13 protein-coding genes are annotated in these 13,273 nt (G+C 59.0%); 9 read left to right on the top strand and 4 right to left on the bottom strand.

What is annotated here, in order from left to right; translation table 11 throughout:
- Positions 1–34: 34 nt before the first annotated feature.
- Positions 35–664, top strand: coding sequence for a CadD family cadmium resistance transporter (locus tag BN3002_RS00335; RefSeq protein ID WP_058236073.1), 630 nt, complete (start codon positions 35–37; stop codon positions 662–664).
- 296 nt (positions 665–960) lie between these two features.
- Here the strand turns inward: BN3002_RS00335 and BN3002_RS00330 are convergent, their stop codons facing one another.
- Positions 961–2,007: a YeiH family protein gene (locus BN3002_RS00330; RefSeq protein ID WP_058236072.1), complete on the bottom strand. Its 1,047-nt coding sequence runs from the start codon at positions 2,005–2,007 to the stop codon at positions 961–963.
- A 247-nt stretch (positions 2,008–2,254) separates the two neighbouring features.
- On the opposite strand from BN3002_RS00330, the gene BN3002_RS00325 reads away from it, so the two are divergent.
- The 3 genes from BN3002_RS00325 (at position 2,255) to BN3002_RS00315 (ending at position 4,587) form a co-directional block, all read left to right on the top strand.
- On the top strand, positions 2,255–2,635 hold the full coding sequence (locus tag BN3002_RS00325) for a sortase domain-containing protein (protein WP_058236071.1): 381 nt from the start codon (positions 2,255–2,257) through the stop codon (positions 2,633–2,635).
- 139 nt (positions 2,636–2,774) lie between these two features.
- Positions 2,775–3,779, top strand: a complete 1,005-nt coding sequence (gene add, locus BN3002_RS00320) for an adenosine deaminase (RefSeq protein ID WP_058236070.1) — start codon at positions 2,775–2,777, stop codon at positions 3,777–3,779.
- Positions 3,780–4,044: 265 nt separating this feature from the next.
- Positions 4,045–4,587 carry a YagU family protein gene (locus BN3002_RS00315; protein WP_058236069.1) on the top strand — a complete coding sequence of 181 codons (543 nt, stop codon included), beginning with the start codon at positions 4,045–4,047 and terminating at the stop codon, positions 4,585–4,587.
- Between the two features lie 196 nt (positions 4,588–4,783).
- Here the strand turns inward: BN3002_RS00315 and BN3002_RS00310 are convergent, their stop codons facing one another.
- Positions 4,784–5,026, bottom strand: coding sequence for a CsbD family protein (locus tag BN3002_RS00310; protein WP_058236068.1), 243 nt, complete (start codon positions 5,024–5,026; stop codon positions 4,784–4,786).
- A gap of 267 nt (positions 5,027–5,293) precedes the next feature.
- On the opposite strand from BN3002_RS00310, the gene BN3002_RS00305 reads away from it, so the two are divergent.
- The 4 genes from BN3002_RS00305 (at position 5,294) to BN3002_RS00290 (ending at position 9,392) form a co-directional block, all read left to right on the top strand.
- The gene (locus BN3002_RS00305; RefSeq protein ID WP_257525340.1) at positions 5,294–6,328 is read left to right on the top strand and encodes a LacI family DNA-binding transcriptional regulator; all 1,035 of its coding nucleotides are present in this window, start codon (positions 5,294–5,296) and stop codon (positions 6,326–6,328) included.
- A 239-nt stretch (positions 6,329–6,567) separates the two neighbouring features.
- The gene (locus tag BN3002_RS00300) at positions 6,568–7,287 is read left to right on the top strand and encodes an L-ribulose-5-phosphate 4-epimerase (protein WP_058236066.1); all 720 of its coding nucleotides are present in this window, start codon (positions 6,568–6,570) and stop codon (positions 7,285–7,287) included.
- 64 nt (positions 7,288–7,351) lie between these two features.
- Complete coding sequence (gene araA, locus BN3002_RS00295; protein WP_058236065.1) at positions 7,352–8,860, top strand: L-arabinose isomerase; 1,509 nt, start codon at positions 7,352–7,354, stop codon at positions 8,858–8,860.
- 247 nt (positions 8,861–9,107) lie between these two features.
- Positions 9,108–9,392: an HU family DNA-binding protein gene (locus BN3002_RS00290; RefSeq protein WP_058236064.1), complete on the top strand. Its 285-nt coding sequence runs from the start codon at positions 9,108–9,110 to the stop codon at positions 9,390–9,392.
- A 128-nt stretch (positions 9,393–9,520) separates the two neighbouring features.
- On the opposite strand, the gene BN3002_RS00285 is transcribed toward BN3002_RS00290, so the two are convergent.
- Entirely contained in the window at positions 9,521–10,726 is a 1,206-nt protein-coding gene (locus tag BN3002_RS00285; RefSeq protein WP_058236063.1) for a GHMP family kinase ATP-binding protein, read from the bottom strand.
- The gene (locus tag BN3002_RS00280; RefSeq protein WP_058236062.1) at positions 10,723–11,538 is read right to left on the bottom strand and encodes a nucleotidyltransferase family protein; all 816 of its coding nucleotides are present in this window, start codon (positions 11,536–11,538) and stop codon (positions 10,723–10,725) included. Before BN3002_RS00280 ends, BN3002_RS00285 begins: the two co-directional genes overlap by 4 nt.
- A gap of 261 nt (positions 11,539–11,799) precedes the next feature.
- Here BN3002_RS00280 and BN3002_RS00275 point away from each other — a divergent pair, with 261 nt between their 5' ends.
- Positions 11,800–13,227, top strand: coding sequence for a phosphoglucomutase/phosphomannomutase family protein (locus BN3002_RS00275; protein ID WP_058236234.1), 1,428 nt, complete (start codon positions 11,800–11,802; stop codon positions 13,225–13,227).
- Positions 13,228–13,273 lie beyond the last annotated feature (46 nt).

Below are 13,273 nucleotides of genomic sequence, written 5' to 3'. Positions count from 1 at the left end.
GCTGCAAGCGAACCCGAGATGGAAGGAGCAAGCTGTGGACATTATCCTTTCAGCCGCACTGGTATTCGTGTCGACATCAATCGACTACCTGTTCATTTTGACTATCCTGTTCGCCACCCAGGGAAAACAGCACCGCAAATCAGTTTATTTCGGGCAGTACCTTGGCACCGGAATCCTCGTGGCAGTCAGCCTTGTTGCGGCTTGGTTTCTCAACTTCATCCCACAAGAATGGATGATCGGTCTGCTGGGCCTCATTCCGATCGCACTTGGCATACGAGCGGTTCTGGTCGATGAGGACGTGGACGAGGATGAGATAGAAGAACAACTGAGCAAGAAAGGCTCGACAATCCTCGCTTTCGCCGGTCTCACACTCGCAATGGGCGGAGACAACGTCGGAATCTACGTCCCCTATTTCACGGGAAAAACCGTCATCCAGATTCTGATTATCGTTGCAGTCTTCGCTCTGGGGATTCAGGGGCTATGCGTGCTGTCGCAGCGCCTGGCTTCCGTACCGGCTATCGGCGAGACCGTCGAAAAATACGAGAGAATCATTGTACCGATCGTATTCATCGGACTTGGCATCTACATCCTCGTTGAAAACGGGACCTTCGCGTACCTATGGACCCTCAACGCGTTACCCCCCATAATTCCTAGCACGATCTGACCTCAGCCGATAAGTCTTCACCTGGCGAGCAAGACGACAACACTATTGATTCGATAGTGGCGTCTTCTCAGACGAGACCGTGCGGTGAGGTGTGCGCGGATGGCGACGATAGAAACAGCCAGCGAACACGGCAGCAGTCCCTCTTGCCTTCTTACAGGAGCCACTTGGGTGGCTTTGTTCACGCTGCGCAGAACACGTGCGGTAGCCGCTTTTTCTGTATCACTGAAGCGTTCTCGATTGTGTTCCGCAATGTTACTGCCCAGACAAGCTGTGGCACTCCAGCAGGAATGCCGCCGTCAGTCAACCAGAAGGATCACACACCCCAGCGAAACAGCCGCGATCAATGCACTGAGGATCACGCCGAGCACAAGCGCACGCCCGCCTGACTGAATCACGTTCCGCAGGTTCACACCCGCACCCATCGCGCCCATCGCCACTGTCAGCAACAACGTGGCCATCGTGCCGCCCAGGGTGCTGAAAACGCTGCTCGCAGCGGGTACGCCTGTAAACAGGGAGGCCACGACGACGGCGATGAGGAATCCGACGACGAACCCTGGAACCAGAGGCGGGCGCGTGCTCGAGCTTGCCTTGTGCGCATGCTCATGGCGCACTTCCACCACGCGGCGCTCCACAATGCCCACCACTGCGACCACGACTGCCAGGCATACCACGCGGCCAAGCTTGGCGGCCGTTGCCAGGTCAGAAACGGAAGGGTCGTAAATATTCGCAGCCGCGACAACTTGGCCGACCTCGTGAATGGAAGCCCCCAGCCACACGGCGGCCTGCGTGGGCGTCAGGTTCAGCGCGTGGGCAGCCGTCGGCAAAGCGACGAGGGCGACTGTTCCGAAAACCGTTACACATGCAATGGCGGTGGCCACGGCATCATCGGCGTCCTCGTGACTGCGCGCAGAAACAACGGGGGAGATGCCGGCAACTGCGGAGGCTCCACAGATTGCGGTGCCCGATGTTGTCAGAATGCCGGTCGCATGGCTGACATGCATGAAGTAGGTCAGCAGATACCCCGCCACCATTGTCACCGCGACGGCACAGATGATCGTGGCAATCGTTCCGGCCCCCAGAGCCGCGATGGCGGGTAGTGAGAGGCGGAAGCCCAGCAGCACCACTCCGGCGCGCAGAACAGTCTTGGCTGAAAAGGCAATGCCCGGCTCGCAGATCGATGGAATCAGTTTCGTGTTGCGCACGGCAACACCGAGAAGGATCGCCACCAGCATCGAAGACAGCAACGGCACGAACAGGTTGATCAGCCAGGCAATACCTGCGACTGCACAGGCGTATAGCACGCCAGGCAGCAGGCGCGTGAAGTGAGTCCAAAAATTCACCATCCACGTATATCACACGCCCTGCAGAGAATGACGGAGCTTTTTTCGCTGAGCCCTTGCGACGTACCATTGGGGCATTGGAGTACACGCGAAGCGGAGAACGCAATGGAGAATACGGCCCAGATGCCATACGATGATGAGCCTGCTCAAGGTCGCCCGGAGACCAGGAAATCCTTGCGAGACTTTTTTACTCGCGCAAGACCCGCTTCGTCTTACGTGCGTTGGAAGTGATAGTTGTCGTAGCTGCAGTGTGCGTGCTGATCTCGACATTTTTTATTTCAGTTCTGCAAATACGTGGCACATCGATGGAGCCGACGTTTATCCAGCGGACGAAGCGGCCGAAGAACCCATTGCCACATATGGAAATGCTGCAGACGGCAACCTCGTCATCGAAGCCTCCAATACGACTGGAATATTCCGCGATCTCACGCAGATTCCGGACGGAGATGCCCTTTGCTTTACAGACGTCACTGGAGCGGTCTACAGCTACCACGTCCTGACAGTGGAAACGATTGAGAACGACGATGTCAGCGCTCTGCGTGAGCGCAGTGACGAATGGGACCTCACGCTGGCGGCGCCATCGTTTTCTGGTCAGCAGAAAACCCTTCTGCGTTGCGCAGCCGATTCTTAAAATGCCTCAGTAACTGACACAAATCGGATATTTGGCCCTGCTATCATCGAGGCTTGTATTGCGAGGACGCCGAGCGGACAGATATTCTGCGGGCAGACATGCTGCAAGCACCCCGCACGTTCACCGAAGGAAGAGTGCCATGGAAATTTCGCCGTTTGTTCGCAACCTGCCCAAAGTCGAGCTGCACCTGCATATCGAGGGCACGCTCGAACCCGAACTCAAGTTCGCACTGGCCGAGCGCAACGGAATCACCCTGAAAGAATCCACGCCGGACGAAGTGAGGCAGTCCTACGCCTTTACCGACCTGGCCTCATTCCTCGCCTCCTACTACGACGGCATGAACGTGCTGCGCACCAGTGAAGACTTCTACGACCTCGCCCTGGCATACCTGACAAAAGCCGCCGAACAGAACGTGCGTTACGTGGAAATGTTCTTCGACCCGCAGGCGCATACCTGCCGCGGCATCGACTTCCACACCGTCATCAGCGGGCTGCACCGCGCCCAGCTCGAAGCAGAGTCCACCCTGGGCATCCAATCCGCGCTCATCATGTGCTTCCTGCGCGACTTCCAGGCCGAATACGCGATGGCAACACTGCTCGAAGCCCTGCCATACAAGGACTGGATCATCGGCGTGGGGCTGGACTCAGATGAAACGGGAAATGCGCCAGACAAGTTCACCGAGGTGTTCGCCCGCGCGCGTCGCGAAGGCTTCCTGCTCACCATGCACGCCGACGTGGATATCGCCCACTCCATTGATCACATCCGCCAGCTTATCGACACCATCAAGGTTGACCGCATCGACCACGGAACGAACGTTATCGAAGACCCGGAACTCGTGCAGTATCTGGTGGACAGCAACATCGGCCTGACATGCTGCCCTGTGTCGAATACGTGGGTATCCGACGGCTCCAAAGTCCCGCTGATCAAGGAACTGGCCGACAGGGGCGTCAAGGTCACTGTCAACTCAGATGACCCCGCCTACTTCGGCGGCTACATTGCGGAAAACTTCCAGCTCCTGGCTAACGAGTCCGAGGTCGACCACGCGTTCCTCGCCCAGCTCAGCCTCAACGCAGTAGACATTTCGTGGGCTGCGCCCAGTCTTAAAGAAAAGCTGCGCGCACAGATCAACGCCGCACTGCAGTAATCATTGGTGCCCCGTGAGTGGTGGCGCCGCCCTCGTCAATGAGGAACGAGGGTGAGCGGGCCACAGCACACGGCACAAGCTGAACCGAGCGCGGGCAGATTTTGTCATTATGACTGGTGAGGGTGAATAATAATCGCTGAGCACGTGACATCACGTGCCCCGCAAGATTCGCAGCGAGGCTGGAGGCTACTGAGCATTCGCTGCATAGTGGTCACCGGATCGCAGTGAACCTTCGCGCCTGGAAACAGCCTAAATGTGAGGGTACATGTTGACCACAAAACCAGAGCAGCGTAACTACAAGGTTGCGGCGCTCGTCGGACTGATTGCCGGCCTCTTCTCCGCCATCGTGAAATTCGGCTGGGAAGTTCCGTTCCCACCACGCACACCTGAACGCAATGCAACCAATCCTCCGCAATCCACACTCGAAATGCTCGGAATGTCACCCGACATGTCCCACACGTCGGTGATCTATAACGGCAACGAGCTTCCGATCTACTCCTTCATCATTCACTTCTCGTTCGCGATCTTCTTCGCACTGCTGTACTGCCTGCTCGCTGAGGTCTGCAAGCAGGTCACTCTGTGGCAGGGCGCAGCATTCGGCATCGTCGTGTACATCGTTTTCCATGTCATTTTGATGCCCGCCATCGGCATTGTGCCCGCCCCGTGGGAGCAGCCCTTCGCTGAGCACTTCTCAGAGTTCTTCGGGCACATCGTGTGGATGTGGTCCATTGAAATCGTGCGCCGCGATCTGCGTAACCGCATCACGCACCAGCCGGATCCTGAACTGGAGACTGTTGCCGCAAAATAACGCTCGCGAGGGGCGAGGTGATGCTCGAGCGGCTTGCGCCGGTAGCGGCAGTGCTTCCGGACAGGCACGTGACCTGATAAACGTGGGGCCCGCAGTCTACTGACTGCAGGCCCCACGACACTTTCAGCAGGCACACGCCCGGTCGAACCTCAACGGGCCACCCGGCGCGACCTTATTGGGAAAGTGAGAAGTGAACTCACTCGCCCTTGTCGCCGCTAAGTGCGTCCTTTGCGCGATCGGCCAGAGCGCGAGCGCCAGCAGCGGCATCCTCGGCAGCTCCCTTGATCTTTTCGGAGGCGTTTTCCAGAACGTCCTTGGCCTTGCCTTCGGCGTTCTGAACCTTGCCTTCAGCCTCGAGATCCTTGTCGCCGCTGACATCTCCAGCAGTTTCCTTGACCTTACCGGCAGCCTTGTCGAAAGTGTTCTCCAGATCTGACATAGCGAACCTCCTTTGTTATGTGAATTGGTACACGTTTACTTTCTCATTACCAGGCCTCGTGCGCAAGAGAAAAGAGGCAGATTCTCCCATGCGCGTAATTTCGAGGTCGAATTGCGATATGAACGCTCACATCTGCGCCATTTCGTGAGACACTACTGATACGGGAACGCTCGACCTGCACCGTGCACCATCCGGTATTGTGCCTCGCGCGTTCCTGATTTCATGCACAATGCGTCGCGTCATCTGTTCACAGAAAGGACTGTGGTTGTGATAGCGCATCACTCTGTTCGACCTCCCTCGATGATGGATGTGGCGGCAGCGGCAGGGGTGTCGCATCAGACCGTCTCCCGAGTCCTCAATGCCAGTGCAAAAGTCGCACCAGATACGCGTCAGCGGGTTCTCGATGCCATTGAACGATTGGGATACCGCCGCAATTCTGTGGCTCGCGCACTCGTGACACGCCGCTCCGGAACCCTCGGCCTGATCACCACCACATCAACGCATTACGGCCCGACGTCCATGCTGGTGTCCATTGAGCTCGCCGCCAGCCGGGCCGGCTATTTCCTCGCCGTGGCGCCGATTGATTCGTGTACACCTGACACGCTGGGCGACGCGATCGACCATATGCTCGGCCTGGCAGTTGAAGGCATCGTTATTTTGGCTCCCATCGAAGACATTGCGGAGGATCTGGGAACGATCCGCGTGTCTGTCCCCGTGGTGGCAGTGACGTCGGCCAGTACAGCAGAATCTCTGGGCGTCGTGCCGGTCGCGGTGGATCAGTATGAGGGGGCACGCCTGGCTGTTGAGCATCTGGTCAGCCACGGGCACACGGCGATTACCCACCTGGCAGGCCCGTCCGACTGGTTCGAAGCTCAGGGGCGCGAAAAGGCTTATTGTGACGTGATGGCTCGCCACGGGCTAACGCCCTGTGTCTATTCCACGCGAGGGTGGGAAGCGTCCGTCGGATTCGAGGTTGGCACAGCGATCGCGAACGGCACCTTACCCACCGCTATTTTTGCGGCAAATGACCCGCTTGCGCTGGGCCTGATCAACGCGTTCACCAGTGCGGGCATAACGGTGCCGGGTGACGTGTCGGTGGTCGGGTTCGATGATGAGCCGGGCGCACGCTACTTCATGCCACCGCTGACCACGGTGCGTCAGGATTTTCGCGGGCTGGGAGAGGCGGTTGTCACCGTCATGATGCACGCGTTGGAAGGCCGGGCCCCAGATGCGCCCACGCTGCTCACTCCTGAGTTGGTCGTGCGCGCCTCCACCGCCGCCCCGCCTCTTTCTGCGCATTGACGAGGGGGACGAGGCGCACTTCGTCGCGTGGCATCTGGAAAATTGATTGCGTGAAAACGGTTCCATTCCTGGACACAGTGTGTTAACGTTAACCTCACTGGATCAAACAAAGCAGAAACGGCGTGGTGGCATGCTGGAGAGGACATCGAAGCCGATGTCTGATCAACGCATGATCAGGTGGGCGAGTCACCCTCGGCGCTCACACTACGACCGAGACGAATGCTGATGTGGAGGACTCAATGGACGTGCGAAACCCGGACACGTGGAGCGCTGAACTGACCAGCCGTGTAGCCAAGACGCGTGCCCTCGTCGCTGAACTTCATGCGGAACTGCCCAAATGGGGGCTGATCGTGTGGACGGCAGGAAACGTGTCGCAGCGAATCAGAGGAGAAGCCGAAGACGGCTCCCAGGACCTGCTCGTCATCAAGCCGTCGGGAGTGTCCTATGACGAGCTGGACGCCGACGCGATGGTGGTGTGTGACCTGGAAGGAAACCTGATCCTGGGTGAAGGATCCCCCTCGTCCGATACGGCAGCTCACGCCTATGTCTACCGGCACATGCCTGAAGTAGGCGGCGTCGTGCATACCCATTCCACCTACGCGACCGCGTGGGCAGCGCGCGGCGAAGAAATACCGTGCGTGCTGACCATGATGGGCGACGAATTCGGCGGCCCCGTTCCTGTTGGTCCGTTCGCATTGATCGGAGATGACTCCATCGGGCGCGGAATTGTGGATACCTTGAAGGATTCTCGCAGCCCGGCAGTGCTGATGCAGAACCACGGGCCCTTCACGATCGGCAAAGATGGGCGCGCCGCAGTCAAAGCCGCAGCGATGGTTGAAGAAGTGGCGCGAACCGTCCACATTGCCAGACAGCTGGGCGAGCCGATTTCGATCCCTCAGGACAAAATCGACAGTCTCTACGCGCGCTATCAAAACGTGTATGGGCAGCACAGCAAGTAGCAAGGTCGGCGAGCCACACGCGCAGACACTGACCACAACACCACGAAACTAAGGAACAATACTCATGACGAGTTTCTATGACTCACGCGAAGTCTGGTTCTTCACCGGAAGCCAGGACCTTTATGGAGAAGACACCCTCAAGCAGGTAGCCGACCAGTCGCAACAGGTCGTGACGCTGCTGAACGAATCCGGGCTGATGCCTGCACCAATTGTGTGGAAGCCGGTGCTCAAGGATTCCGACTCGATTCGTCGCGCCATGCTGGACGCCTCCGGTGATGACTCGGTGCTCGGTGTCATCACGTGGATGCACACGTTCTCACCGGCAAAAATGTGGATCCGCGGCCTCGAAGTCCTCACGAAGCCAATGCTGCATCTGGCCACCCAGGCCGACGTGGAGATCCCCTGGGACAGCATCGACATGGACTTCATGAACCTCAACCAGGCAGCTCACGGAGACCGTGAATACGGCTACATCCTGGCGCGCCTGGGCGTCGCACGCACCACCGTCGTGGGCCACGCATCCAACCCGAACGTCGCTCGAAAAGTCTCACGCTGGATCCGTGCCGCAGCAGGGTGGGCTGCCGCTCACGAGCTGCGCGTTGTGCGCTTCGGTGACAACATGCGCAACGTCGCGGTGACCGAAGGGGATAAGACCGAGGCTGAGCGCCGACTGGGAGTATCTGTGAACACGTGGGGAGTCAACGATCTTGTCGAAGCAGTGGAAGCGGTCAGTGACGCTGACATCGACACCCTCCTTGACGAGTACGACGAACTGTATGACATCGCACCTGAACTGAAGAAAGACGGTGAACGCCACGACTCATTGCGGTATGCCGCCCGTCAGGAAATTGCGATGCGCTCATTCCTTGAAGCGCGCGGAGCCTGCGCATTTACCACGAACTTCGAAGACCTTGGAGCCCTTCGGCAGCTGCCCGGTCTGGCCGTGCAACGCCTGACAGCCGACGGGTATGGATTCGGTGCCGAGGGCGACTGGAAAACAGCTGTTCTTGTGCGCATCGCCAAAGTGATGGGTGAAGGTCTGCCGGGCGGTGCCTCCCTGATGGAGGACTACACCTATAACCTTGTCCAAGGCGAAGAAATGATCCTGGGTGCGCACATGCTGGAAGTGTGTCCGTCGTTGACTCAGTCGCGCCCGCGCCTCGAAATACACCCACTCAGCATCGGGGATCGTGAAGACCCGGTGCGCCTCGTGTTCAATGCTGATGCGCGGCCAGGAGTCGTGGTGTCACTGGCCGATATGCGTGACCGCTTCCGCCTCACTGCCAATGCTGTTGACGTCATCGAGCCGCCGCATGACATGCCGAAGTTGCCGGTTGCCCGGGCAATGTGGAAGCCGAAGCCTGACCTGTACACTTCGGTTGAAGCATGGCTCACTGCCGGCGGAGCGCACCACACGGCGATGTCCACGCAGATTGACGTCGAGACGTGGCAGATGTTCGCTGTTATGGCTCAGATGGAGTTGCTTGTCATCGACGAGGACACGACGGCACGTTCCTTCGCCGATCACGTGCGCTGGAATCAGGTCTATTACCGACTGGCGGCAGGCCTCTAAAGCGCGCTGCCGGGGCACCCTCTGCAGGTTTACGCCGAGTGACGAGGGTGCCCGGACGAGTGCTTGAGGGTGCCAAAACGCCTCCGCTTCGCCGTTTAAAAGCCAAAAGCGGCGCAAAAAACTGAGATTCGCCACGAAAATCGCCAAAAAGTGGTGTTGAACCTGACAAAAGGCCGTTGGACTGTTTAGGGTTTTCTCAGTGGTCATGTCCAGTGACCCCCAATGAACTGCAAGAGGAGATATATACATGTCTGTCAACCGTACCGAACTGGTTGCCGCCATTGCTGAGCGCGCCAACCTCACCAAGGTCCAAGCCGATGCCGCACTGGCAGCATTCCAGGACGTTCTGATCGACTCACTGTCCAAGGGTGAGCCGGTCAAGGTCACCGGCCTCATGTCAGTGGAGCGCGTTGAGCGCGCCGCCCGCACCGGCCGCAACCCCCGCACGGGTGAAGAAATCCAGATCCCCGCTGGCTACGGCGTGAAGATCTCGGCCGGTTCGACCCTGAAGAAGGCTGTTTCGAACAAGTGAAGATGATGCCACGTTGACGGTGGCATGATCGGCAACACTGTTGCCACTTCATACGAGTGTGGGGCAGGTATCGCACGCGATACCTGCCCCACACTCGTCTCAGCGTCTGTCGCTGTGCTGTTGGCGCCCTATTCGTCTGCGCGCCGCGCAGCATCTCCCGGCCGCACCGGCACGATTGAGGCGCGTGATCCGGCATCAGGATATGCGCGCCTGTAATTCTCCAGCCAGGCGTTCGCGAAATCGTCAACACCGCTGCGCTCCACGAGCGCCCACACTGACCCGCCAAAGCCGGCACCGAACGCCGACGCAGCCGGCGCACCCAGTTCGCGAGCACGGCGCTGCAGATCATTCGTCTGAGGAACCTGATTGCCCAGATTCTCATCCGCATTGCGATGCGACGCATCAGCGGCAGCACCAAACGCATCGATATCGCCAACATCCAGCGCATCGAGTGCCTGCGGCACCAAAACGGTCGATTCACGGATGAACGCATCCAGTCGCGTGAGCAGGTCCGGCTCGTCAGCAAGTATGCGGCGCATCTGCTCCACCGCATCTCCGGAGGACGCCAACGCATCAGCCAGGCTGGCATCTGCGCGCCCGGTCGCCTTGTTCCACTGCGTCACAATTGCCGCAATTCGAGCCGACAGCGCGTTGTACGAATCGCGCGCACTGCCCGTCTTTTCCGCCAGGACACCGCTGACCGCCACGACGAACGTCCACGTGTCGTCGAGTGTCACCGAACGGTGCTCCTGGATCGGGCAAAACGAAAACTCAGTGAGCTGACCGTCGTGGCAACACATCATGGCGGTGTGATCCTGCGAGCCACCGAAGGTGCCCACGCCACGCACACCCTCCAACGACCCGAACGATAAACCGTTCTCGCAGCACGAGTAGTATCCGGCCTCATCGGCGCGCGAGTGAATGTTCGCCTTCCACTCCTCACGCTCACGCAGATCGTTGTGATCAATCAAAGCCAGCGCCGACGCCACGACCAGCGCAGACGACGAACTCATTCCGGAGGCCAACGGCAAATCGGAATCAAAGCTCAGGTGCGCAGGTTTGAGCTGGCCGAAATTGAGTGTCAGGCGATCCACCACCGCCTGAACGTAGTGACCCCAGTGGCCGGCAGGAAGAGTGCTCGCCGCACCTGCACCAACCTCAACGCGATCCGGCAGTGCGGTCGTCTGAGCTGAAATGCCACCGTCTGGCGAGTCCCCCTCGTCCAACGTGACGCGAATGCCGCGATCGACTGCCGCGACGATGGAATGGCCACCGGCGTAATCCGTGTGCTTGCCGAACACTTCCAGTCGGCCGGGAACAAACCAGGAAGTCACAGGCGGACCTCGTGATTCTCCAGCGCTGCCGCCACCGAGGCGATATCGCCGCGATTCGACATATCCAGTACGCCCTCATCACAGCGGATCACCGCGTAAGAATCACCATCGGCAATGGCTTGACGTACAGCATCGGTGATCTCATACTCACCGCGAGCAGACGGCTTGATCGTGCGGGCTGCCTCGAAGATGGCCGGCGAACACTTCCAGCAGTTCATCGAAATCAACGCACCCTCACCCAGGCGCTCAATCGTGGCGGCATCGGGCTTTTCCACCAGCTCATCGAGGTTGCCGTCCGCATCGGCCGTGGCCAGCGCGAAAGCCGCAATACGGTCGGCTGCAATGTTCGAACGCTCCACCATTGCCTCGCGCGTGAAACCGGCAAGACCCGACCCGTCGACCTGTGCGAGCTGGAGCAGAGCATCAACGGGATAGAAATTATCCGAGTTGAGCACCAGGATCGGCTCACCGGCCGCGAAATCCTCAGCAGAGAGCACCGCGTTCGCCGTGCCGAGGGGTTTGTCCTGGATCGCGTAGCTGACGGTGATGCGCTGTTTGTCCACCGAATCGTAGTAGTCGCGAATCATGTCGTGCTCAGGGCCGATCACCAGGCAAATATCAGTGAAACCGGCGTCGGCTAGGGCGCTCATGACGTGGTCGAGGAAAGGACGCCCCACCGAAATCATGGCTTTGACACCGGAATCAGCTGCGCGCTTTTGCTCAGCCGACAGCTGCGTGTCCCCAGAATCTTTCCGCATGCGCGAGCCGAGACCGCGCGCCAAAATAACCGCCTTGTGATGTGCCTGTGCCATGTCATCCTCCTGTGGACGTCGAGGCGTGATCAAACCTTCCAGCAAAGTGCCGGTTCCAGTCTAGTGGGATCACAGAAGGTAGCGCAGGACTGCCTCGGCAATGATGCGTGGAAAAACGAAGGTGGGCAAGATTCATTGAAGTGTCAAGACGAGGAGGGTAGACTGTGTCACTCACTGACAATGATGGAACGACCGCAGGGCGGCCATCGAATTGACGAGGGCGTCCCTGCAGTGTCTGTCCGTTCAATTCAAGAGGACATGATGTCACGAATTCATTTCGGTACAGGTGGCTGGCGCGCGATTATCGGCGACGAATTCACACGCCACAACGTTCGCCTCCTGTGTGCAGCGCTGGCAAGCCGCATTAAAGACGAAAACAACGCAGAAAAAGGCCTGGTCATCGGCTACGACAGGCGATTCCTGTCGGATCTGGCCGCCACGTGGGCAGCAGAAGTATTTGCCGGTGAAGGAATCACCTGCCAGGTCATCCGCATCACGCAGGCCCCCACACCCATGATCATGTGGACGGTCAAGAACCAGGGACTGCCCTACGGCATGGCGATCACCGCCTCCCACAACCCCGCCATCTACAACGGCATCAAGGTCTTTACCGAGGGCGGCAAGGATGCCAACGAAGATGTCACCGCTGACATCGAACGCCGCATGGAAGCCATTGAAGGCGCAGGGGAAGAACAGATCCCCTCGGTCACCTACCAGGCTGGGCTGGACAGTGGCGCCATCACTGAAATTAACCCCTTCAACGGATATATCGACTCGATTTGCGAACAGATCGATATGCAGGCGATCCGTGAAGCGAACCTGCATATCGCCCTCGACCCTATGTATGGCGTCTCGCGCACCTCGCTGCAGACGATTCTGATGACCGCGCGCTGCGAAGTGGACACGATCCATGACCGCCACGACACACTGTTCGGCGGACGCATGCCGGCGCCGACGAAAGCCACGCTGGACGCTCTGACACAGTACGTGCTGGACAACAACTGTGCGCTGGGACTGGCTACCGACGGCGACGCCGACCGTATCGGCGTAATCGATGACCAGGGTGAATTCCTGCACCCGAACCAGCTGCTCGTCCTGCTGTACTACTACCTGCTCAAATACAAGGGATGGAAAGGCCCGGTGGTGCGTAACGTCGCCACAACCTCGCTGCTGGACGAAGTGGCCGCAAAGTTCGGTGAGACCTGCTACGAGGTGCCCGTCGGATTCAAATGGGTGTCCTCGAAGATGCTGGAAACAGATGCGATCCTGGGCGGCGAATCCTCCGGCGGCATTACCGTGCGTGGACACATCCACGGCAAGGACGGCATCTATGCGGCTGCACTGCTGGTCGAGATGATCGCCGTGATCGGCAAGCCCATGAGCCAGATCTACCACGAAATCACCGGACAGTTCCCGCCGCACTACATGGCGGAAACCGACTTTGCATTCGCACCCGAACGCAAGCTCGAAATCCTCAAGACACTGATGGAAGACAAGAAACTGCCTGAATTCACCAGGCCAGTTGAGTCAGTGTCCTACAAGGACGGCTGCAAGGTCTACTTCGACCAGGGGTGGATCATCGCTCGCTTCTCCGGCACCGAGCCGCTGCTGCGTATCTTCTGCGAGATGCCGACCAGGGAAGAAGCCGAAGCCACGTGCGAGCAGCTGCGTGAATTCCTCCACCTGTGACATTCGAACCACGTCACGGCCCCGGGCCCATTGGCACAGGCCGGGA

This window comes from Actinomyces ihuae (genome assembly GCF_001457875.1).
Lineage (GTDB): Bacteria > Actinomycetota > Actinomycetes > Actinomycetales > Actinomycetaceae > Pauljensenia > Pauljensenia radingae_A.
Note: the sequence above shows the minus strand (reverse complement) of the source record. Positions and strands in the feature narration are given on the sequence as shown.

Coding starts and splice junctions, on each gene's coding strand:
- BN3002_RS00300 (WP_058236066.1), top strand. CDS start 6,568: ATGGACGTGCGAAACCCGGACACGTGGAGCGCTGAACTGACCAGCCGT.
- BN3002_RS00290 (WP_058236064.1), top strand. CDS start 9,108: ATGTCTGTCAACCGTACCGAACTGGTTGCCGCCATTGCTGAGCGCGCC.
- add (WP_058236070.1), top strand. CDS start 2,775: ATGGAAATTTCGCCGTTTGTTCGCAACCTGCCCAAAGTCGAGCTGCAC.
- BN3002_RS00280 (WP_058236062.1), bottom strand. CDS start 11,538: ATGGCACAGGCACATCACAAGGCGGTTATTTTGGCGCGCGGTCTCGGC.
- BN3002_RS00310 (WP_058236068.1), bottom strand. CDS start 5,026: ATGTCAGATCTGGAGAACACTTTCGACAAGGCTGCCGGTAAGGTCAAG.
- araA (WP_058236065.1), top strand. CDS start 7,352: ATGACGAGTTTCTATGACTCACGCGAAGTCTGGTTCTTCACCGGAAGC.
- BN3002_RS00315 (WP_058236069.1), top strand. CDS start 4,045: ATGTTGACCACAAAACCAGAGCAGCGTAACTACAAGGTTGCGGCGCTC.
- BN3002_RS00330 (WP_058236072.1), bottom strand. CDS start 2,007: ATGGTGAATTTTTGGACTCACTTCACGCGCCTGCTGCCTGGCGTGCTA.
- BN3002_RS00275 (WP_058236234.1), top strand. CDS start 11,800: ATGTCACGAATTCATTTCGGTACAGGTGGCTGGCGCGCGATTATCGGC.